This is a genomic window from Pseudomonas sp. AU12215, from assembly GCF_001675465.2.
Classification (GTDB): domain Bacteria; phylum Pseudomonadota; class Gammaproteobacteria; order Pseudomonadales; family Pseudomonadaceae; genus Pseudomonas; species Pseudomonas nitroreducens.
The window spans coordinates 121813-143752 of the sequence record NZ_MACM02000008.1; the positions used below are offsets into that span (position 1 = coordinate 121813).

18 protein-coding genes are annotated in these 21940 nt (G+C 65.4%); 5 read left to right on the top strand and 13 right to left on the bottom strand.

The window, feature by feature from the left end:
- Positions 1-2: 2 nt before the first annotated feature.
- From gatA to A9513_RS03050, 4 genes are read left to right on the top strand one after another with little or no spacing between them, the layout of a single operon-like run.
- Positions 3-1457: an Asp-tRNA(Asn)/Glu-tRNA(Gln) amidotransferase subunit GatA gene (gene gatA, locus A9513_RS03035; protein WP_141678326.1), complete on the top strand. Its 1455-nt coding sequence runs from the start codon at positions 3-5 to the stop codon at positions 1455-1457.
- A gap of 14 nt (positions 1458-1471) precedes the next feature.
- Entirely contained in the window at positions 1472-2917 is a 1446-nt protein-coding gene (gene gatB / locus A9513_RS03040; protein ID WP_065083927.1) for an Asp-tRNA(Asn)/Glu-tRNA(Gln) amidotransferase subunit GatB, read from the top strand.
- 54 nt (positions 2918-2971) lie between these two features.
- A complete protein-coding gene (locus tag A9513_RS03045; protein ID WP_024765927.1) occupies positions 2972-3355 on the top strand; it encodes a septal ring lytic transglycosylase RlpA family protein in 384 nt (127 codons plus the stop codon).
- 59 nt (positions 3356-3414) lie between these two features.
- Entirely contained in the window at positions 3415-3756 is a 342-nt protein-coding gene (locus A9513_RS03050) for a carboxymuconolactone decarboxylase family protein (RefSeq protein ID WP_054906694.1), read from the top strand.
- An 81-nt stretch (positions 3757-3837) separates the two neighbouring features.
- On the opposite strand, the gene A9513_RS03055 is transcribed toward A9513_RS03050, so the two are convergent.
- The 13 genes from A9513_RS03055 to A9513_RS03115 form a co-directional block, all read right to left on the bottom strand.
- A complete protein-coding gene (locus A9513_RS03055) occupies positions 3838-4653 on the bottom strand; it encodes a YfaP family protein (RefSeq protein WP_065083955.1) in 816 nt (271 codons plus the stop codon).
- Between the two features lie 5 nt (positions 4654-4658).
- Positions 4659-6302 carry a DUF2300 domain-containing protein gene (locus A9513_RS03060; RefSeq protein WP_065083928.1) on the bottom strand — a complete coding sequence of 548 codons (1644 nt, stop codon included), beginning with the start codon at positions 6300-6302 and terminating at the stop codon, positions 4659-4661.
- Between the two features lie 3 nt (positions 6303-6305).
- Positions 6306-10859 (bottom strand): alpha-2-macroglobulin, encoded by a 4554-nt coding sequence (locus tag A9513_RS03065; RefSeq protein ID WP_065083929.1) that lies wholly within the window; start codon positions 10857-10859, stop codon positions 6306-6308.
- Positions 10856-11521, bottom strand: a complete 666-nt coding sequence (locus tag A9513_RS03070; protein ID WP_037007436.1) for a DUF1175 domain-containing protein — start codon at positions 11519-11521, stop codon at positions 10856-10858. The genes A9513_RS03065 and A9513_RS03070 overlap by 4 nt, the downstream gene beginning before the upstream one ends.
- Positions 11485-13236, bottom strand: coding sequence for a DUF2138 domain-containing protein (locus A9513_RS03075; protein ID WP_065083930.1), 1752 nt, complete (start codon positions 13234-13236; stop codon positions 11485-11487). The genes A9513_RS03070 and A9513_RS03075 overlap by 37 nt, the downstream gene beginning before the upstream one ends.
- A gap of 38 nt (positions 13237-13274) precedes the next feature.
- Complete coding sequence (locus A9513_RS03080) at positions 13275-14087, bottom strand: YfaP family protein (protein WP_141678327.1); 813 nt, start codon at positions 14085-14087, stop codon at positions 13275-13277.
- A gap of 168 nt (positions 14088-14255) precedes the next feature.
- The gene (locus tag A9513_RS03085) at positions 14256-15197 is read right to left on the bottom strand and encodes an AEC family transporter (RefSeq protein ID WP_038803235.1); all 942 of its coding nucleotides are present in this window, start codon (positions 15195-15197) and stop codon (positions 14256-14258) included.
- 67 nt (positions 15198-15264) lie between these two features.
- Positions 15265-15705 (bottom strand): polymer-forming cytoskeletal protein, encoded by a 441-nt coding sequence (locus A9513_RS03090; protein WP_024765919.1) that lies wholly within the window; start codon positions 15703-15705, stop codon positions 15265-15267.
- 18 nt (positions 15706-15723) lie between these two features.
- Entirely contained in the window at positions 15724-16101 is a 378-nt protein-coding gene (locus A9513_RS03095) for a hypothetical protein (RefSeq protein WP_024765918.1), read from the bottom strand.
- Positions 16082-17050 carry a M23 family metallopeptidase gene (locus A9513_RS03100; RefSeq protein ID WP_024765917.1) on the bottom strand — a complete coding sequence of 323 codons (969 nt, stop codon included), beginning with the start codon at positions 17048-17050 and terminating at the stop codon, positions 16082-16084. The genes A9513_RS03095 and A9513_RS03100 overlap by 20 nt, the downstream gene beginning before the upstream one ends.
- 192 nt (positions 17051-17242) lie before the next feature.
- Complete coding sequence (locus tag A9513_RS03105; RefSeq protein ID WP_065083931.1) at positions 17243-18976, bottom strand: ABC transporter ATP-binding protein/permease; 1734 nt, start codon at positions 18974-18976, stop codon at positions 17243-17245.
- Between the two features lie 70 nt (positions 18977-19046).
- Positions 19047-19607, bottom strand: a complete 561-nt coding sequence (locus tag A9513_RS03110; protein ID WP_037013643.1) for a response regulator transcription factor — start codon at positions 19605-19607, stop codon at positions 19047-19049.
- A 24-nt stretch (positions 19608-19631) separates the two neighbouring features.
- Positions 19632-20888 carry an ATP-binding protein gene (locus A9513_RS03115; RefSeq protein WP_024765915.1) on the bottom strand — a complete coding sequence of 419 codons (1257 nt, stop codon included), beginning with the start codon at positions 20886-20888 and terminating at the stop codon, positions 19632-19634.
- A gap of 230 nt (positions 20889-21118) precedes the next feature.
- Here A9513_RS03115 and A9513_RS03120 point away from each other — a divergent pair, with 230 nt between their 5' ends.
- Positions 21119-21835: an SIMPL domain-containing protein gene (locus A9513_RS03120; protein WP_024765914.1), complete on the top strand. Its 717-nt coding sequence runs from the start codon at positions 21119-21121 to the stop codon at positions 21833-21835.
- Positions 21836-21940: the final 105 nt, after the last annotated feature.

Genomic DNA, 21940 nt, shown 5'->3' on the forward strand with positions numbered 1-21940 from the left:
ATATGCTGCATCAATTGACCCTCGCCGAAGTCGCCCGCGGACTCGCCGAAAAGCAATTCTCTGCCCAGGAACTGGCCACTGCCCTGCTCGCGCGCATCCAGCAGCTCGACCCGCAGCTGAACAGTTTCATCACCGTCACCGAAGAAGGCGCCCTGGCCCAGGCCAAGGCCGCCGACGAGCGGCGTGCCAAAGGTGAAACCGGCGCCCTGCTCGGTGCGCCTATCGCCCACAAGGACCTGTTCTGCACCCAGGGCGTGCGCACCAGCTGCGGCTCGAAGATCCTCGACGCCTTCGTCTCGCCCTACGACGCCACCGTCGTCGAGCGCCTGGCGGATGCCGGCACCGTGAGCCTGGGCAAGCTGAACATGGACGAGTTCGCCATGGGCTCGGCCAACGAATCCAGCCACTACGGCCCGGTGAAGAACCCCTGGGACACCTCCCGCGTGCCGGGCGGCTCCTCCGGCGGCTCCGCCGCCGCGGTGGCCGCGCGCCTGATTCCGGCGGCCACCGGCACCGACACCGGCGGCTCGATTCGCCAGCCGGCTGCGCTGACCAACCTCACCGGCATCAAGCCTACCTACGGCCGCGTCTCGCGCTGGGGCATGATCGCCTATGCATCCAGCCTCGATCAGGGCGGCCCGCTGGCCCGCACCGCCGAGGACTGCGCACTGATGCTCGGCGCCATGGCAGGCTTCGACCCGAAGGACTCCACCTGCGTCGACCAGCCAGTGGACGACTACCTGGCCGCCCTGGCCAAGCCGCTGACCGGCCTGCGCATCGGCCTGCCGAAGGAATACTTCGGCGCCGGCCTCGACAGCCGCATCGCCGACGCGGTGATGAGCGTGGTCGAGCAGCTCAAGCAGCTCGGCGCGGTGGTCAAGGAGATCTCCCTGCCGAACATGCAGCACGCGATCCCTGCCTATTATGTGATCGCGCCCGCAGAAGCCAGCTCCAACCTGTCGCGCTTCGACGGCGTGCGCTACGGCTATCGCTGCGAAAACCCGAAGGACCTGCAGGACCTGTACAAGCGCTCCCGCGCCGAAGGCTTCGGCGCCGAGGTGAAGAACCGCATCATGGTCGGCACCTACGCGCTTTCCGCTGGTTACTACGACGCGTATTACCTGAAAGCTCAGAAAATTCGCCGCCTGATCAAGAACGATTTCACCAGTGCCTTCGCCGAAGTCGACGTGATCCTTGGCCCGACCACGCCGAACCCGGCCTGGAAACTGGGCGAGAAGAACAACGATCCGGTCGCCCAGTACCTGGAAGACATCTACACCATCACCGCCAACCTCGCCGGCATTCCGGGCCTGTCCATGCCTGCCGGCTTCGTCGATGGCCTGCCGGTGGGTGTCCAGTTGCTCGCGCCGTACTTCCAGGAAGGCCGCCTGCTCAACGTCGCGCACCAGTACCAACTGGTCAGCGACTGGCACACACAAGCACCGGCTGGGTTCTGAGGAAGGATTACGATATGCAATGGGAAACCGTGATCGGGCTGGAAATCCACGCACAGCTCTCCACCCAATCGAAAATATTCTCCGGTAGCGCCACCACCTTCGGCGCCGCCCCGAACACCCAGGCCAGCCTGATCGACCTGGCGATGCCCGGCACCCTGCCGGTGCTGAACCAGGAAGCCGTGCGCATGGCCTGCCAGTTCGGCCTGGCGATCAACGCCGAGATTGCCGAGCGCAACGTCTTCGCCCGGAAGAACTACTTCTACCCGGACCTGCCCAAGGGCTACCAGACCAGCCAGATGGACCACCCCATCGTCGGCAAGGGGCACCTGGACATCACCCTGGAAGACGGCACCGTCAAGCGCGTCGGCATCACCCGCGCACACCTGGAAGAGGACGCCGGCAAGAGCCTGCACGAAGACTTCCACGGCATGAGCGGCATCGACCTGAACCGAGCCGGCACCCCGCTGCTGGAGATCGTCTCCGAGCCGGACATCCGCAGCGCCAAGGAAGCCGTGGCCTACGTCAAGGCGATCCACGCACTGGTGCGCTATCTGGGCATCTGCGACGGCAACATGGCCGAAGGCTCGCTTCGTTGCGACTGCAACGTCTCGGTACGCCCGAAGGGCCAGGCCGAATTCGGCACCCGTGCCGAGATCAAGAACGTGAACTCCTTCCGCTTCATCGAGAAGGCGATCAACCACGAAGTGCAGCGCCAGATCGAGCTGATCGAGGACGGCGGCGAGGTCGTGCAGGAAACCCGCCTGTACGACCCGAACAAGGACGAAACGCGCTCCATGCGTAGCAAGGAAGAAGCCAACGACTACCGTTACTTCCCCTGCCCGGACCTGCTGCCGGTAGTGATCGAGCGCGCCTTCCTGGACGATCTGCGCGGCCAATTGCCGGAACTGCCGGACCAGAAGCGCGAGCGTTTCGAGAGCCAGTATGGCCTGTCCGCCTATGACGCCAGCGTGCTGTCCGCCAGCCGCGAGATGGCCGACTACTTCGAGAAGGTCCAGACCATCTGCGGCGACGCCAAGCTGGCCGCCAACTGGGTGATGGGCGAGCTCTCCAGCCTGCTCAACAAGGACGGCCTGGAGATCGAGCAGTCGCCGGTCTCCGCCGAGCACCTGGGCCAGATGATCCTGCGCCTGAAGGACGGCACCATCAACGGCAAGGCCGCGAAGACCGTATTCGCCGCCATGGCCGAGGGTGAGGGCTCGCCGGACGAGATCATCAAGGCCAAGGACCTGGTGCAGAACACCGACAGCGGCGCCGTCGAGAAGCTGCTGGACGACGTGCTGGCAGCCAACGCCGAGCAGGTCGAACAGTACCGCGCCAGCGACGAAGCCAAGCGCGGCAAGATGTTCGGCTTCTTCGTCGGCCAGGCCATGAAAGCGGCCAAGGGCAAGGCCAACCCGGCGCAAGTGAACGAACTGCTGAAGAAGAAGCTCGAAGCCTGAGCCCATACTTCAACGACGCCGGGCTTGCCCGGCGTTTTTTCGTCCGGAGGTTCGATGCTGCGACCCATGGCCCTCGTCGGCTGCCTGGCCCTGCTGGCCGGCTGTAGCACCACGTCTTACGACAGCGACTCGGAAGTCTCCGGCCGCGGCTACCGCGCCGAAGGCACCGCGTCCTATTACGGCAAGGCCCACCATGGCAAGCGCACCGCCAGTGGCGAACGCTTCAACCAGAACGCCCTGACTGCCGCGCACCGCACGCTCGCCTTCGGTACGCGGGTGAAAGTCACCAACCTCGACAACGGCCGCAGCGTCGTGGTGCGCATCAACGACCGCGGGCCATTCGGCCGCGGGCGCATCATCGATGTGTCGAAAGCCGCCGCCGAACAACTCAACATGCTGCGCTCCGGCACCGCCCGGGTGCGCCTGGAAGGTCTCTGAAGGAGCCAGAAGTGAGCAACGACAACCGCAAGGCCGGCGAGCAGGTTCGCCGCGAAGTGATGGGCGACGTCTTCGTCGATCGTGCCCTGGGCAATGCCACCGAGTTCACCCAGCCGCTGCAGGACTTCGTCAACGAGCACGCCTGGGGCGGTGTCTGGAACCGCGAAGGCCTGCCGCGCAAGACCCGCAGCCTGATCACCCTGGCCGCGCTGACCGCGCTGAAGTGCCCGCAGGAACTCAAAGGCCACGTGCGCGGCGCGTTGAACAACGGCTGCACCGTGGAAGAGATTCGCGAAGCGCTGCTGCACTGCGCGGTGTACGCCGGCGTCCCGGCGGCCATCGACGCCTTCCGCGCGGCGCAGGAAGTGATCGACGCCTGGCAGGCCGATCAGAAGGCCTGACCGTAACAACTGTAGGAGCGAGCTGGCTCGCGAATGGATCCGCTGGGCTGGTTCGCGAGCAAGCTCGCTCCTACAAGGGCATTACGGGTAACTGAACCGCTTCACCAGCGTCAGCTCACCGGGCTGGCGCATCGGGATCAGGAAGGACTCCTGCTTCTCGTTCACCGTGCCCTCCTCCGTGACGATGGTCACCTGCGCCGTGGTCAGCGGCTTGGCCGCGTTCACGTCGCCGGAGCTCTCGTCCGAGCTCCAGCCACCGCCGTAGTAATTCACGTAAACCAGATACTGCCCCTTGAGCGGCGTCGGGCTGGCGATAATTTCCGGGCCGTAGCCGGTGGTCACGTCGACGTCCTGGGCCGCGCCGTTGGGCAGTGAGCGATTGCCGTACCAGACATGCCCGCCATCGGGCGTCACCAGGTGCAGGTCGAGGTCGGTGTTGTCCGAGTCCCACGACAGCATGACCCGCAGCTTGGCCGCCACCTCGCCGCCACCACCGCCGTGGTAGAACTGCACGCGCTTGTGCTGCTGGCCGTCCGGACTGATGACCTCGACACTGTTGGAGCCCGCGGGGAAAGCGAAGGGACGGTCAAACCTGCCATCGTTTTCGACCCGCATCGGCATGGCCGCGCCGTTGACCACCAGGCGCGCCGGCTCCTTGCTGTCCTTGGGCAACTCACGGATTTCGCCACGGATGCGCGCGGTATCGGACTGGTCTTCCCGCGAGTTCACCGACGCCGCCGGGTAGTTCACCGTCTGCCGGAAGTCGGCCTTGTCGCCGTCGCCCGCGCGCCAGCCGCCCAGCGGAGTATCCAGGCGGATCGGCGATTCGGCGGCCTGCACGCCCAGCGGTATCAGGCTGGCGAGCAGAGACAGGCGGAGCGCATAGGCAAGTTTCATGTCGATCATTCCAGTATCAGGCGACGGGCCAGGCTTTCCACGTAGCCCTCGTCTTGTCCATTGGGGTGCGCCTGGAATGCCAGGTGCAGGTATTCGTGAGCCAGGTCGAGGCGGTCCTGCTGGGAGTACAGGCCACGCACGAAGATGCGCTGGCGTTCGCGGTCGACGTAGGGGCGACCGCTGCTCAGTCGGCACACGGCGAAGGACTGCAATTCTTCATAACCCGCCTCTGCTTCCAGCCGCGTCCGCCAGTTGCGGCGCTGTGCCTGCAGCCAGCGCTCGGCCTCCGGCAGGGGCTGGCAGGCAGCGGTCGGGTTGCTCCAGCGGCTCAGGCTGGTGCGCGGGAAAGCGCGGGCGAGAATGGCGTCGTAGCGCAGGCCCTTGGCGGCCTGCTCCTGGGCGTCGCGCCAGGAGAGTTTCGACTGCCCCGCCTCGTCCGAATGATAGGTTACGGTGCCGCCAGCCAATACCAGATCGGCGGTCCAGGCGGCGATGCCCCGCGCCGCCTCGCTGGCAGGGCGCGGCGCCACGCGCTGGCGTTGACTGCTGTCGTCGATGCTCAGACAGTCACCGCGCGGAGCGCCGTTCTGCAACAGGTAAGTCCGGATGGTCACGGCCAACGCCTTGGCGGCTTCCGGCGGCGTGGCCGACGCCTCACGATCCAGCACTCGTGCAACGTATTCCTCGCGGGATAGGCGGGCAGTCAGGCGCGTCCCCTGGGGGCCGCGTTCCAGGAACAGATCACCGTTGCTGTCCACGTCGAGGCGAACCCCGTTGGCGAACAGTACGCTCTGCCGGCCTGCCAGCACCCCCTCGGCAGCCGGTTGATTGCGCGCGTCGTAGACCTCCTTCAGTGGATAGCGACTGAACAGGCTGACTTCCACGCAGCGTCCCGGATCATGCGGCCAGGGCGCCGGCAGTGCAGCGCCGATGGCATTGCCGTACTTCGCCAGCACCGTCTTGCTGGTGCCCGGTCCGCGCGCCCAGAGCGGAGTACCGTCCACCAGCCAACCGGCAAAGCCGCCTTCGCGCTTGCCATTTTCATCCCAGCTCCAGGTCTTCACCCGCAGACGTCCACCCAGTGCGGCCGGGGCACGCCCCTCATCGGCAGCGAGGCTGACGTCCAGCAGCACCTTTTGCGCCTGTTCCTGGGCGGGCAGGTGTTGTAGTTGATCGAGCAGCTCGGCGACCGGCACTTCGGTTTGCGCTGCCAACTTGTCCAGCTGGGCGATCCAGCCCGGCGCATGGCGCGCCTGCCAGTACTGCTGCCAGACAGCGCCGTCGATACCCAACCGCTGCGGCTCGAAGTACAGGCCACAGGACTTCACCAGCGCGGCGTCACGTTCGATGCTCTGCCCGACCGTGCAGCAATAGACTTCTTCCTTGTTCTCGCCACGGCACTGATAGGCCGGCTCCTGCTGGCCGGTGTCGTTCAGCCAGGCATAGACGAACAGCTTCCACAGGCTGCCCAGCGGCGCCTTCAGCTCAGCCGGCAAGGGCTGGCGATCCAGTACCTGCTGCGGCCCGAGGCGCAACAGCTCATCGCCCTGCGCGCTGCGCCAGGCCAACTGCGCCTGCTCTTGCGAGCCGGGCGCCGCAAGGGCGCTCAGCGGCAACAGCAGGATCAGCCCGGCAAGGCGTGCGCGCATGGATTACTGGACCTTGATCTTCGCCAGGGCCGGCTGCTGCTCCAGCGCTTGCTCCTGCGGCGCATAGAGGCGCTGGTAGCGCGCCGGCGGCAGGACGAACTCGCCCTTCTGCGAGAAGCGGACCAGATGACGGAAGCGCAACTCGCCGCCCAGGGTATCCACCGGCACGCCGTAGAACAGGTCGCCCGGCTCGTTGCGCGCGCGCTCCAGGCTGGTCGCCTCGACGCCGCCCAGGCCGCTGATCTGCAGGCCCCAGGTGGTGCGCTCGACATCCGCACCCGGCGGCAGCGGCACTTCGAGCATGCCGTAGCGCAGGGCCTGCGCCTGATCGGTGGTGAGGGTCACTTCGTCCAGGTACAGCTCGTCGCTGGACAGCGGTTTGTCACCCAGCTCCTCGGCCTTGAAGGCGAAGGCGTCTTCGCCCGGAACCAGGCGCAGCAGGCGCCGCTTGATGGTCACCGGCAACTGGCTGGCCGGCACATCGGCGCTGCGGAAGGTCACCGAAGCATTGAGCGGACGCGACGGCGCGGCGCTCAGGTCCAGCTGCACTGGCACCTCCTTGCCCTGCCATTGCCAGAAGGCGTCACCCGTGGTGCTGTGGCTTTCCTTCCAGTCCGCCACCGGCTTGGGCAACTCGGCGGCCGGGGCCTCGGCCACGGCGCGCTGCATCCAGGTCAGCGCCAGGGCGCGTTCGACGGTGGACTGCTGCGGCGCCAGGCTCAGCAGCAGTGCGCGAGCACGGCTGGCGTCCACACTACCGCTGTAGAGCTGCACGGCGCGGGCGAACGGCTGGTCACTGGTGTTCAGCTTCAGGCGTGCACCGTCCAGTTGCTTGGCGAAGCCTTGCGGCAGCGCGACCTTGTTCTGCTCGGCCAGGCTGGCGGTCAGCACACGAGCCACCGCCAGACCCAGCTCGGAGTCCGGTTGGCCCATGACCAGGCTGTCGTCGCTGTCGACGTCGTTCACCGACTTCGCTGCCTCGCCGTTGCCGGCGTTTTCCAGGTCGGTGAGCAGGCCGCTGACCAGCGTCTGTACCGGCAGTTGCATGTCGCGGGCGAAGGCCAGGATCAGCGCACGCTGCAGCAGCGGCGTGGCGCTGGCACGCGCGGAGTAGAGTTCCAGCACACGCTGCCAGTGGTCCGGCGGCAGCTGGATGTCCAGTGCGCGGCTGGCATGCCAGTCGGCGTAATAGGCATACGCCGTGAGGAAGGCGTCGTTGTCTTCGCCGCCCCACCAGGTGAAGTAGGCATCCGGGCCAGCCATCTGCACCAGGCGCAGGCGGCTGGTCTGCATGATCAGGCGCAGGCGGTCACGCACCCGCGGCTCGCCATTGGCCAGCATCGGGTAGGCGACGCTCAGCGGCAGCAGTTGGCTGGCAGTCTGCTCGACGCCACCCCACGGATAGTCGAGCAGCGAATCCAGATTGCCACGCAGCAAGGCTTGGGCGCTGTCATCCAGGCGCAACCTCACATCGCGGGCATCCGCCGGCAGCTGCAGCGGGGTGTTCTGCGCATTGACCTGCAACGGCTTGGACTGCAATACCTGCCAGCTATCGGCGACCAGGCTGAAGTGCACGCCGAGACTGTCGCGAACCTGACCGTCCTGGCGCAGTTCCACGCTCCAGTCGCCGTCGCTGAGCGGCTGCTTCGGCAGGGCGGTGTAGTTGACGCCGCGCTTGAGCTCCAGCGCCTGGGTCTGTTCCTCGCCATTGGCGCGGATCAGCAGTTCGGCCTTGGTGTCCTGCTCGCCCTGGTTGAAGACGAACAGCCCGAGGTCCGGCGCATCGCCGCTGCGGAAGCGTTTCGGGCCGCTCCACTTCAGGTACAGCGGTTTCTCCGAGCGGATGAATTGCTTCTTCTGGCCAACCTGGCCTTCGTCATCCATGGCGCGGGCAGTGATGCGCCAGCGGGTCAGGGAATCCGGCATGCGGAACTTGAACTGCGCCTTGCCGTTGGCATCGCTGACCAGCTCGGGTTCCCAGGCGGCGGTGTCCACTTCCTCACGGCGCGGGCGCTCCAGCACCTTCACGCCACGCTCGCTGCGGTTGGCGCGGCCGGGCGCGCTGGGCGTGCCCGGCAAGGCGACGTCGTAGCTGATGAACGACAGGCTGGCGCTGGTGCGCACGTTATTGCGGCGCGGGTGGTAGAAGAACTGGTCGATGCCCGGCGCGATCTCCGGCTGCAGCGCGTAGATCATCTCGTCCACCACGCTCACGGTGAGGTGGCTGGAGACGGGCTTGCCGGCGTAGGTGGTGTCGAGATTGACGGTGACCGTCTCGCCCGGCTCGTAGCGTTCCTTGTCGGTGCTGACGGCGATTTCCACCTGCGGCACGGCGACCTTGATGCCGGCGTTCTGGAAGCTGTAGTCGCCGCTGCGGGTGTAGAGCACGGAGAAGGTCAGGTTCGGCGAGAACTCCGGCTTCACCGGGATGCGCGCGCGGTACTGGGTCGGGTTGAGCTTCTCCAGCTTCAGCCAGTCGCCGCCCTTGGACAGCAGTGCGGTGGCCTCGACCTTGTCACGCTCCAGCGACAGCAGCGCGTCATCCACCGGCTCGGGGAAGGTGATCAGCGCCAGCGCCTCGTCACCGGCCTTGTACTCGGCCTTGTCGAGGACGATTTCCACGGTGCCCGGCACGGCCTTCACGCCGTCGCCGCTGACCGAGTGGCCGGTGCCGCCGAGCAGTTGGCCGGCCTTGTCGCGCAGTTCGACGCTGTAGGTACCGGGCTTGTCGAAGGTGATGGCGAACTTGCCGTCGGCCACCGCGCCGTCGCCGCTGCTGCGGTCTTCCAGGCGCAGCCAGCGGTAGGCGGTGGGCTGGATCTGGGTCTGCTGTTCTGCGGCGTAGCTGAACTCGACCTTGTCACCGGCAGCGCTGAAGCGCTGCGGCGCGCTCACGCGGTAGCGGGCGGCGCCGCGCTCGATGAGGATTTCCTTGCTGGTCTTCACGCGGTACGCGGCGCCATCGCTGGCGAACACGGTGAGCATGTAGCGGCTGGGCTTCTCCGCCGCCGGCAGGTCCAGCGCCGCGCGGCCCTGGGCGTCGGTGGTGATCTGCGCGCTGGACAGCTCCACGGGGAACTGGCCGAGGTACTGCAGTTCGTTGTCCACCATGGACAACTGCTGAGCGCGCAGGCTCAGCTCCAGGCGCGCGTTGGCCACCGGCTTGCCGTCGGGGTAGAGCAGGATCAGGTTGCCCTTCACCGGCTCGCCGGTCTTGAAGTCCGGCTTGGCGAGGTCGAGGGAAATCTCGAAGTGCGGCTTGATGTACTCGGCAACACGGAAGGCGCTGCTGTAGGTCTGGTCGCGGTAGTCGAAGCGCAGCTCGTAGCCGCCGGCCACGGCATTGGCCGGCAGCTGGAAGCGGCCGCTGGTGCCGCTCTTGGCGTCGTACTTGAGATCCAGCGTCTGCAGCGTGGTGCCGGCGGCGTCGATCACCGACAGGCGCAGCGGGGCAGCTTGCGGAGCCTGCGATTCGCGGGAGTTCTTGAACTCGCGGCCGACAATCTTCAGCGATACCCAGTCACCCGGACGGTACAGCGGCCGGTCGGTGAAGGCGTAGAGCTTGGTGTCGTAGATTTCGCTGTCGTAATAGAAGTTCTCGGAGACGAAGACACCGCCCTCCTCATCCTCACCGATCACGAAGGAGCGCTCCGGGCTGACGTGCTGCAGGCGCAGCAAGCCATCGGCGTCGCTGCTGCCGCTGCTCATCACGCCGAGGCCGTCAGTCCACAGTACCTTGGCGCCGCCCACCGGCGTGCCTTCATGCTTGCGCGCGGTCCAGACCAGCAGCTCGTTGCCGGCGATCTTGCTCACCGCAACGCTGTTGGAGACGAACACCACGGTGGTGGCGCGGTATTTGCCGACCAGCGCCTCGACCAGATAGAGGCCGGGTTTCAACTTGCCCAGCGGCACATAGACGTTGCCGGGAGCGACGTTGATGAATTCGCTGGAGGAGCCGGCCAGGGTGACTTCCTTAGGCGGCTGGATCGGCTTGGCGTCCCACAGCGGATAGCGGAACTGGCTGACCATCGGCAGGCCGGGGATCGGCGCGTACTGCGGCTGGGCGTCATACGGCGTCGGGGCGCGCATGGCATTGCCCATCTTCAGCTCGGGCACCACTTCGGTGACCTGCTGGCGCGACTCGTAGGAGAAGGTCCGCTGCATCACCCGACGCGACTTGCGGTACCAGTTGTCCCACAGGTAAGCCAGCGTGTTGGACAGGCCCTCGCCCTTGAACTGCCCCTCGGACAGCACGCGGTGCAGGTTCTTCTGGCGCTTGAGGAAGTCCAGCGGCTGGTCGATGCGGTAGACGCGGATGTCCGCTCCGCCGTATGGCTCCATGCGGTAGCGACGGTAGTCGCGGCCCGGCGCTTCCAGGCGCACCTTGGCCACTTCGTCGGAGGCGAAGCTGGAGTCGGCCAGCAGGAAGAACGACTCGCCGGCCATGGGCGTGTAGTTACTCGCCGGAACGTCGTCGTCCGCCTGCACAAGTGTGGGTGCGGCGGCGATCAGGCCGGCGCAGGCCAGGGCTGCGGCAATGCCGCGCAGCGCGTTCATCGGGTCAGGAAGGACAAGCGATAGACGCCGATAAAGTTGGGATTGGATTCGTCGGGTATCCATCGGGTGTCCTTCCATGTCATGAGTTGTTGCAGGCTGACCGAGCGCATGCCGTTGTCGGTCGCCGTACGAGTGCCGGTGTGATAAGCGATGTCGCGGCCCATCCAGATCATCAGATGCTGGTCATCGCCCTGGTCGAAGAACATCAGGTCGCCGGGGCGCGCCTGGTTGAGGTCGCGGCCAACCAGCTGGCTGTTGTACTGAATGAGTTTGATCGCATTGACGTAGGGGCCGGTCTTGCCACCGCCCTGCTGCCAGCTCTGCGCGAGGTTGCGCTGCGCGTCGGTAAGCTCCAGCTCCGGCGGCAGGTAGCGGTTGGACATGCCGTTGGCGCGCAGCCACTTGGCGTCGTGAACCTTCAGCGCCTCGTTGGCAGCGAAGCGCACCAGGCCCGCGCAGTCCTGCTGGTACCAGCGCGGGTTCGGCCCACGGCGCAGTTGTTCCTCGGCGATGCGCACGAACCAGGCGCGGAACACCTGGGTCTGCTGCGCATCCAGTGCCGGCTCAGCCGCATGCGCCAGCGTGGCGACAAGCAGACCGGCGAGCAGTGTGAGGGGTTTGCGGATCACAGCGCCTTCCAGTCCAGCGGCAGCCACTCCCATTCGCCGCTCGGCTCGCTGCCGGCCGGCAGGGTCAAGGCGTAGGAGCCGTTACCGGCGAGGGTCTTCAGGCGTGGCAGGAGCAGCGTATCGGCGGCGTTGCGGAACACCGGTTCGAGGTCCTGCGGCAGGCTGTCGAGGGTTTCGCGCTTGAGCAACTCGGACAGCGTCTTGGGCGCCAGGTAGGCCGGCACCAATGCATCCTTGGGCAGCACGTCGGCCAGCGGCGGGTAGCGTTTGGCCAGAGTATTGCGCGCCTTGTCGAGGAGCTTGTCGTCGATGGAGAACAGCAGGGTGTTGCCATCGCGCAGCAGGCTGACAAGGAAGAAGCCGTTGCCGCTGACCTGGTCGGGATTCTCCGCCTCGCTGGCCGGGTACTGGCCGAAGCGCGAGCTGACCTGGCGCTGCCAGAGGCGACCATCGCCTTCGACACGACTTTCCACCTCGAAGGCGCCCGCCTCCACATTGGCTTCGTAGGCGCCGATCATGCTGCCGAACAGCTTGCCCAGTTGATCGTCCAGCTCGGGGCTGGCGGGTGCGTCGAGCTTCACCGCGAGCAGCGGCGAGTGCAGGCGCGACTCCGGGTACCAGCAGAGGCCGGCGGCACCGGAGAGATGCTCGGAGAAGGCGGCGGCCATCTTCTGCTCGGCGCCCAGCTTGACCAGCATGTTGTCGTACAGCCCCGGCGTGACCGGAAGAGCAACGCAGGCGCTGGCTCCCATGGGCATGGCCTGCCAGACGGGGGTGAAATCCAGATCCGGCTGACGTGCCACTTCATTGAGCGCCAGGTAGCTGTGCCAACCGTCCTTGCCCTGCTCGAAGCGCACACCGGCGAAGGTCGGGATCAAGCGCTGGTAGCCCATGGCGAGCACGCCGGCGCTCAGGGTAATACGCTGCTTCAGCTCGCCGCGCGGCTCCAGGGCGAAGTCCTTGGCGAACAGCGGCTCGCCCTCCAGCGCACTGCCCAGGTCCTTGGCAACTGCCGCATCGGGCTCACCGAGGTTGTCGTAGTCCGGATTGGGGAAGAGCATCTTCGGGTTCGACAGCACCAGCATCTGGTCGCCACGGGAGACGAACAGCAAGGTCTTCTCCGCGCCGTAGCGCAGGCTGTAGACCGGCGTGGCGGCGCCTTTCACCTGGATCTCCGAGACCTTCTTCAGCTGGGTATCGTCGGCAGCCACCTTGGCCAGCGGCTCCAGGACCTTGGCCAGGCCACCGCGCTTGAGGACCACCATGAAGTCGCGCAAGCGGCCATCGGCGCCGCGCCACAGGGCGACCTGGGCCGGCTGGTCGAGCAGTTCCTCGATCACGCTGTCCTTCAGCGTCAGGTCATGCTCGTAGACGATGCGCCGCAGCGTGCCGGTCAGGCCCAGGCGGTCGGCGTTATTCTCGTAGTAGAAGACGAAATCCTCGGTCAGCACGTCGCGCAGCAACGGCACTTCCAGCACCGCTTTGGGCAACTGGCTGAGGGAGGCGCTTTCGATCAACGCGTCCGGGCGCTTGAGGTCGCGCACCACCTCCGGGCTTTCCGGCGCCTCCAGGGTGCCCACCGGTGCCGAGTGGAAGGCGGGGATCAGGCCGAAGGCCAGGGCCAGGCCGCCGGCGACCAGTGCGGCAGCCACCACACCGATGGCGATCAGCGGCCCACGGCTCGGCGCTTGTGCTGCCGGCGGCATCGGAGTGCTGTCTTGACTGCTGGAGGGCGTATTGTCGCTCATGGATCGCTTGTCCCGTGTCATCCCTGCGAGGGGCGAATTCAGTAATTGAAGGTCTTCACCAGCACCAGATCACCGATGGTGCGCATGGGCACCACGAAGGTCTCGCGCTTCTCGTTGACGGTATTTTCGTTGAACACCAGGTTGATCTCGGCGGTGATCACGTCCTGCTCATGATTGCCTTCCTGGAAGTTGTATCCCTGGCTGGCGCTGTAGTTGCCCCAGTAGTTCACATAGACCAGGTAGGTGCCGTGCAGCGGCGCGGCCATGGTGAACATTTCCGGGCCTGGGCCGTCGACCCCGTCGGGGTCCAGGCCCCCGCCGTTGCTCAGGCGAGGGTTGGCCCAGAAGGCATGCTGGCCGTCGGGCGTGACGATATGCAGGTCGAGTTCGGCCTTGGGGTCGTTCCAGCCCAGTGCCAGGCGGATGCGCGGCGGGATGCGAGCGTTGTTGGCTTCATAGAACTGCACGCGCTTGAGGGATTTGCCCTGGTCACTGCTGACCGCGACGCTGTTGCTACCGGCGCCGAAGTTGTAGGGGCGCACGAACTTGCCTTCGGCGTCGGTGTAGAGCGGGAGCGGATTGCCGTTGACCACCAGGCGCTGGGCACGATCGAAGCCGGAGACTTCGCGCAGGTGTCCTTCGATCAGGCTGCGGCCACGAACACCGCCACGGTCGATGGGAGGCGTGGGATAGGCCACGCGAGGCACGCTGGGATCATCGGTCAGGCCGGAATAACGCCAGCCGGCAGTGGGGCTGGAAAGGTCCGCACCCGGCGCGGCAGCGACCGTCGCAGCCAGGAGACTGGCTGACAGAACAAAGACGGCACGAACCATCCGACGCGTGAGCTGCATGAACATTCCTTGATCGTGCATAGCGGGGGAGCCAAATGTAACCGGTCTTGTCGACGTGCGGAACGACCTTCGCATGACCGTGCGACGCAGCACGATCTTTCAGAAATTTCCTACAAACCGATTGGCTTTTGGCGCACCCCGATTGGAAGAGTCTCGCCTTCCACCGAGTCACATCCAGCCGCCCCATTGCAGGACGAAGATGCCGACGTTGGTGGTCAGCGCCGCCACCAGGGTGGTGATGACGATGATCGACGCCGCCAGTTCGTGGTTGCCATTCGCCGCACGGGCCATGACATAGCTGGCCGCCGCCGTGGGGCTGGCGAAATAGAGGAAGAGCACGCCCAGTTCTGCGCCGCGGAACCCCAGCAACCAGGCTGCAGTGGTGCAGATCAGCGGCAGCCAGATCATCTTCATCAGGCTCGCGCTGATCGCCAGGCCACCACTCTCACGCAGGGAAGCCAGCGACAGGGTGCCGCCGATGCACACCAACGCCAGCGGCAGGGTCATCTGGGCAAAGTAGTCGGCCGAGGTCAGCAGCCACGTCGGCAGGCCGATACCGAACCAGGAAAACGGCAGCGCGGCCAGCACACTGATGATCAGCGGATTACAGATGACGTTGCGGGCGATGCTCAGCGGGTCGGACTTCATGCTCGGGCTGTAGATCGCCAGCACCACTGAGGACAGCGTGTTGTAGCAGAGGATCACCAGGGCTGCGAGGACTGAGCCGAGCGCCAGGCCATGGTCACCATAGAGGCTGGTGGCCAGCGCCAGACCGATGATGCCGTTGTTGCCGCGGAACGAGCCCTGCACGTAGACGCCGCGCTCGGCACGCGGCACTCGCCAGGACGCCCAACCCCAGGCCAGCAGGAAGCCCACCAGGGTCGCCGCGCAAAAGTACAGCAGTACCTCGGGGCGTGCTGCGCTGTGCAGGTCGGAGTGGTAGATGCCGAGGAACAGCATCGCCGGCATGGTGGCGTTGAACACCAGTGCCGAGGCGGTCTGGATGAATTCCGGATTGATCGCCCCGACGCGGCGCAACAGCACGCCCAGGAACAGCATGGCGAAGACCGGGGCGGTGATGGCGAAGGTCTGGAGCAGCAGGGCAAGCATGGGAAGCAAGCATCAGGGCGACGGGGGCAGAATCATAGCAAGCTATGTACCCGCCCCACAGGATGAATCACACCTGCGCGTCGGTCGCTTCGCCCCAGAGCGGCGCCGGCAGTTCCAGCGGTTTGGGCGACTCGCCTTCGGCCAGGCGAGTCAGCTTGCCGTCCACGGTGGCGCCGTTCTCCATGCTCAACTGGCGATACTGGATATTGCCGACCACGCGTGCATTGGAGTGCAGCTCCAGCAGGTGTTCGACATACAGGTCACCAATGATGGTCCCATCGATCAGCGCGTCGTAACTGCTGACATTCCCCTCGATCCGACCTTCCGCACTGAGCGCCAGCAGGCTGGCGGCGCCGGGCTTGTGGCAGACATTGCCTTTCACGGTACCGAGAATCTTCAGGCCATCCTGGAACTGCATATCGCCGACCAGATCGACGTTGCCCGAGAGCAGGCTGGAGAACTTGTCCACCGACACCTGCGGGCCTTTCTTCTTGCTGTTGCTGAACATCGCAATTCCTCGCGCGTACTACTTGCCAGGTTTCTGCTGGCGGTAGAAGGCCAGCTCAGTCTTGAGTTTCTTGATTTCGGCGGACATCGAATCGATGCGCTGCATCAGCTGTTCTCGATTGGCGCGGTCCTCGTCGCCCTGCAGGCGTTTGTCCTCCAGTTCGGCGGTCAACTGCTCGACCTGCACACGCAGCGCCTGGAGTTCATCAGCCTGTACACGGCCCGCCACCTCACCCTGGTGGCGCATCAACCAGACGCCCGCCAGCGCCGCTGCCAGCAAGAGAACCAGGAGCAAGGCCGCGCGGCCCAACGCCGCGGAACCACGAGGAACATGGGGGCGGTGCTCGGCGCGCAGCAGGTCGCGGGTGGAGGGCTTCCTAGTCCGAGGCCATACCATCGCTATCGATCTCCATGCCTCCCAGAGAGAGGAAGTTCTGTGGGTCGACGAATTCGCCGTGGTAAAGCACTTCGAAATGCAGGTGCGGCCCCGTGGAGCGGCCGGTGGAACCCACCTTGGCAATTTCCTGCCCCGGCAGCACTACGTCGCCCACTTTCACCAGCAGTTTCGAGGCGTGGGCATAGCGCGTGACCAGGCCATTGCCATGGTCAATCTCCACGCGATTGCCATAGGAGGGATTCGGCCCTGCGACGATGACGCGTCCACCAGCGGCCGCATGGATCGGGCTGCCGGTCGGCGCCGAGAAGTCCTGGCCAGAGTGGAACGCCAGGTGGTGATTGAAGGGGTCGAGCCGGTTGCCGAAAGGCGACCCCAGGCGCGCCTGCTCCATCGGGCGACGGGCGGGAATGGCCATGAAGTCGGCGTTGCGCCGCGCCACCTGGTCCATCAACAGGTCGAATACCCGGCGCAGGCATTTTGCCGAGCGCTCGCTCCGCTCCAGATCGACGTCGGAAGCGGGCAGCGGTTCTGCACAAGGGCGCGGTGGCAGCAGGATGCCGCCTTTGCCCTTGGTGGTCGGCGCCTGGGGCTTTGGCGCGAGATCAGGGTCGACCTTGGACAGTTTGCGCGCGATTTCCTCGTGGCTGTCGACGGCCTTGAGCAGGTAAGTGGCGTCTTTCTCCAGCACTTGCAGGCGACCGGCCAGCTCCCCTATCCGCTCCGCTGCGAAACGCTCGGCGGAATCATCTTCCGAGGGGGCGGGTGCGCTCGCGACGACGGGCATCGGCACCGGCTCGACGTTGGTCCGGCCCACCCAGACACCGACCACGAAGGCCACCACAGCGAATAGCAGCGCCGTGCAGCCGGCCACCAGCAGGAACCGGCGCCGATCGATCAGCTGCAGGTCCGAACGGGTCAATGCCTGCCGAGTTGGTGAAAGGAAGCTCATGGGAGGTACCGTTGAATCTTTTGAAACCCGATCCTGGTCGGACCGGGCTGCACAGGGTACCTGTTATTGAAAGCTTCGCAGCGGCGAAACACTGAAAAATGTAAATAAATAAGAAGAAATCATCCCATCTGAGAAGACTTTCAGATGTTTCCCACTAACACCTTCACAGTATCCCAGTGAATCAAACTGCCACTACACCGGCAGAACAGCCTCGATCTCCTGCAATCGATGGTCTTCCAGGCGCAGCTGGCGCGGGTGGAATCGTTTCAGGCTGAGACGGTGGCCAATGCTGACCAGGGTGACGCCTGGCAATTGGTCCAGCAGCACCTGGTAGAGCGCAGCTTCGTCGGTTTCGTCCAGTGCGGAAGTCGCCTCGTCGAGGAATAACCACTGCGGCGCATAAAGCAGTGCACGGGCGATGGCCAGACGCTGCTGCTCGCCCGGAGACAGCACACGCTGCCAATGGTCGGCTTCACCCAGGCGCGGCACCAGCGAATCCAGGCGGCACAGGTGCAGCACCTGTTTCAGTTGCTCGGGATCGTGACGATCGCCCTGCTCCGGATAGCAGAGCGCCTCGGCGAGGGTGCCGATGGGCAGGTAGGGTTTCTGCGGGACGAACAGACTGCGCGCCTCAGGCATCTGCACAACGCCGCTGCCGTAGCGCCACAGGCCGCTCATGGCGCGCAGCAGGGTGCTCTTGCCACCGCCGGACGGGCCACCGATCAGTACGTGCTCCCCGGTGTTGATCGCCAGGCTGGTGGGCTGCAGCAGCTCGCGACCGTTGCCCAGGCTCAGGGTAAGGTTCTGCAGTTGCAGCAAGTCGCCGGACTTGCGCACGTCGATGTTCGCCGACTCCTGGGCGATGTCGGCCATGGCTCCGCGGAAGCTCAGCAGACGGTCGCAGGTGGCGCGCCAATTGGCGAGGCTGGCGTACGCATCGATGAACCAGCTCAGGCCGTCCTGCACGTTGCCGAAGGCGGAGTTGATCTGCATGAGCTCGCCGAGTTGGATCTTGCCGGCGAAATAACGCGGGGCGGCGACCACCAGGGGGAAGATGATGGCGATCTGGGCATAGCCGGAGCTGAAGAAGGTCAAGCGCTTCTGCACCTTCATCAGCTCCCAGAAGTTGCCCCAGACATTGCGGAAGCGCGTCATCAGCCGTTCGTTCTCGTTGGCCTCGCCGTTGTACAGGGCGATGCTCTCGGCATTCTCGCGCACCCGGACCAGGCCGAAACGCAGATCCGCCTCGAAGCGCTGTTGCTGGTTGTTCAGGGTGATCAGGCGGCGCGCGATCAGGTGCGTCAGCCAGCTGCCAACCGCCGCGTAGAGCAGCGCTGCCCAGAACATGTAGCCGGGAATGGTGATGCCGAGGATTTCGATGCTGCCGGAAACGCCCCAGAGGATGACCGAGAAGGACACCAGGCTGACGACGTTGCGGATCAGGCCAAGACCCAGGGTCAGGGTGGTATCGGTGAAGTTGTTGAGGTCTTCGGTCAGGCGCTGGTCGGGGTTGTCGGTATGGCCGCGCTGCTCGAGGCGGTAATAGTTCTTGTCGCCCAGCCAGGCGGCGAAGTGCTTCTCCGTCAGCCAGCGGCGCCAGCGGATGGTCAGCATCTGGGTCAGGTAGAGGCGGTAGACGGCGATCAGGATCGCGGCGGCGGCAATGCCGCAGAAGTACAGGACCAGCCGGATGAAGGAGTCGACATCCTTGTTCTGCAGGGCGTTGTAGAAGTCACGGTACCAGCTGTTGAGCCAGACCGAGACGGCCACACCCACCAGCGAGAGGGCGATGACCACGATCAGCAGCAACCAGGCCATGCCCTTCTCTTCGCTGCGCCAGTAAGGCGCGGTGAGGTGCCAGACTCGGTGGAAGAAGCGGCTGCGAACGGCATCGTTCGCGGCGCGGTACTCGGCGCTGTCGGTCATGGAATGGGCTCGCACGGCTGTACATACAAAAAAGGAGCGCTCATTGGCGCTCCTTTGTGTTATCGATCGCTTAACGCCTCACCGGGCGCTTCTGCAGCTTACGTTGCAATGTGCGCCGGTGCATACCCAGCGCTCGGGCGGTCGCGGAGATGTTGCCGTCATGTTCGGCAAGCACGCGCTGGATATGTTCCCACTGCAGGCGGTCGACCGACATGGGGTTTTCCGGCACCAGGGTCTCCAGGTCGGCGTGCTGCGACAGCAGTGCAGTGAGCACATCGTCGGCGTCGGCCGGTTTGCACAGGTAGTTGGTGGCGCCGCGCTTGATGGCTTCCACCGCGGTGGCGATGCTGGAATAGCCAGTGAGGATCACTACGCGCATCTCGGCGTCGAGCTCAAGCAGCTTAGGCAGCAGCACCAGGCCGGAGTCGCCGTCCATCTTCAGGTCCAGCACGGCGTAGTCGGGCAGATCGTCCTTGGCCATGGCCAGGCCTTCCTCGGCGGAGCCGGCGACCGACACCCGCAACCCGCGACGGGCCATGGCGCGGGCCATGACGCGGGTAAAGGTGGCATCGTCGTCCACCAGCAGCAGGTGGGGCTGCTCTTCGCCTTCGAACAGGATCTCTTCGCTCATGGTACTTCCTCGCGGGCGCGGCGATCAGGCCACGCCATAGCTTCTGGGCAGACGCAACTCGGTCAGAGTGCCGCCATCTTCATGGTTATACAACTTCACCGTTCCACCTGCGCGGGTCACGCTGGCCTGGCTCAGGAACAATCCCAGGCCGAACCCCTTGCCCTTGGTGGTGAAGAACGGCTTGCCGAGCTGTTCGGCAATCGCCAGCGGCACGCCCGGGCCCTGGTCGCGGATGCTCAGGCAGATTTCCCCGGCATCCCAGTCCAGGCGGATATCCAGGTCGTCCGGGCAGGCGTCCGTCGCATTATTGAGCAGGTTCAGCAGCGCCTGGCTCAGGTCGGTCGGCGGAGTCATCCGCGGTGCCTTGCCCTTGCCGAGCGTCTGGTAGCGATAGCTCGCCTCCGGGCGCATCAAATGCCAGCGCCGCAGCACCGCTTCGACCCACTCGTTGGCGCCCTGCTCTTCCACCGCCTGGCGACGATCCGCTTCGGCGGCGCGTACCAGGTGCTGCAGGGTGGTCTTGCAAAGCTTGACCTGCTCCTGCAGCAGGGCGAGATCTTCCTGCAACATCGGCTGGTCCGCATTGGTCTGGCGCAATTCCTTGAGCAGTACGCTCATGGTCGCCAGCGGCGTGCCCAGTTCATGGGCGGCGCCGGCGGCCTGGGTGGCCACGGCCAGCAGTTGCTGGTCACGCATGCCTTCCTCGCGACGCTGCGCCTGCAACTGCTCCTGGCGGCGCAGCGACTCGGACATGCGGGCGACGAAGAAGGTGATCAGTGCGGCGGCCAGGGCGAAGCTCAGCCACATGCCATAGATAAGGAGGTTGTCGCGTTGTCCCGCAGCCATCTCCAGCGGGTGGAACCACACCAGCAGCACCGTGTAGCTGGCCAGCGCCAAGCCTGCCAGGGCGATGGTGTAGAGCCATGGCAGGGTCGCGGCGGCGATGGTCAGCGGCACCAGGTAATAAGAGACGAAGGGGTTGCTCGAACCACCCGAGTAGTACAGCAGCACACTGTGGATGACCAGGTCGCAGGCGAGCTGGACGGCGTACTCCAGCTCCGTGACCGGCCACGGGCCGCGCAGGCGCAACGCCGTGCCCAGGCAGAGCACAAGGGAGACACCGAGGGTCACGCCCAGCGCAAGCCAGGGCAGTTGAATCAGTTGGGCCTTGTAGGCGAGCCCGACCGAACCGGCCTGGGCGGCAAGCACGAGAATACGGATGAGCGTCAGATGCAGAAGGTTCTGACGACTGGCGGAAAGCTGGAAAACCGGTGGGCGCATGGTGAATTCCGGAATTTGCGCGAGTATAGCCAAGAGCCCCCTCTCCTTTATGCGGCATAGCGCCACAGCATACTCCAGCGCGGCCCGCGTCGGCCGCCTCGCACCGAAACAATTGGTGACATCCGTCAATAACCCGGATCGGAACGAATCCTCGTCAAAGGGTCTGACAGTCCTCGCCACTGGCTCTACTAAGCTGTGGCCGGGACATTTTCTGGAGCAAGGAGTCATCCATGTCTGTACTGAAGAAACCCTTCACCGCCATCGCCGCCGCCATCGCCCTGTGCGCCACCAGCCTGGGAGCCCTGGCAGACGAACCTCGCTACAACCAGGTTTCGCTGCGCGCCGAGGTCAGCCAGGAAGTTGCCCACGACCTGATGCACGTGACCCTGTTCAGCGAAGGCCAGGCCAGCGATCCGGCCAAGCTGGCCAGCGAGACCACCACCGCGCTGAATGCAGCCGTGGAGCAGGCACGCAAGGTGAAAGGCGTGACCGTCAGCCTGGGCAGCCGCAACAGCTACCCGGTGTATGACGACAAGGGCCAGAAGATCACGGCCTGGCGCGAGCGCGCGGAAATCCGTCTGGAGAGCACCGACTTCGCCGCCCTCTCGCAACTCACCGCCGACCTGCTGGGCAAGTTGAAGATGGGCAGCATGGACTTCAGCATCGCCGACGCCACTCGCGCGAAGAACGAGGACGCGATGATGAAGGGCGCCGTGGATGCCTTCAAGGCCCGCGCCCAGGTACTCACCGACGCGCTCGGCGGCAAGGGCTACAAGCTGGTCAGCCTGAACCTGAACACCTCCGGCGCGCCACGGCCGATGCCGGTGATGCGCATGGCCGCCGCCAAGTTCGCCTCCATGGATTCGGCACCGGCGCAGGAAATCGAAGCCGGCACCAGCCAGGTCACCGTCAGCGCCGACGGCACGATCGAGGTGCAGATGCCGTAACACCTACGGCCTTTTCCAGCGCGGCGCCTTGGGGGACCGGGGCGCCGCCGCTCGACCGCACGGTTCCCATTGTCGAAATTGCGACATTCCCTTGCACCCGCGTCA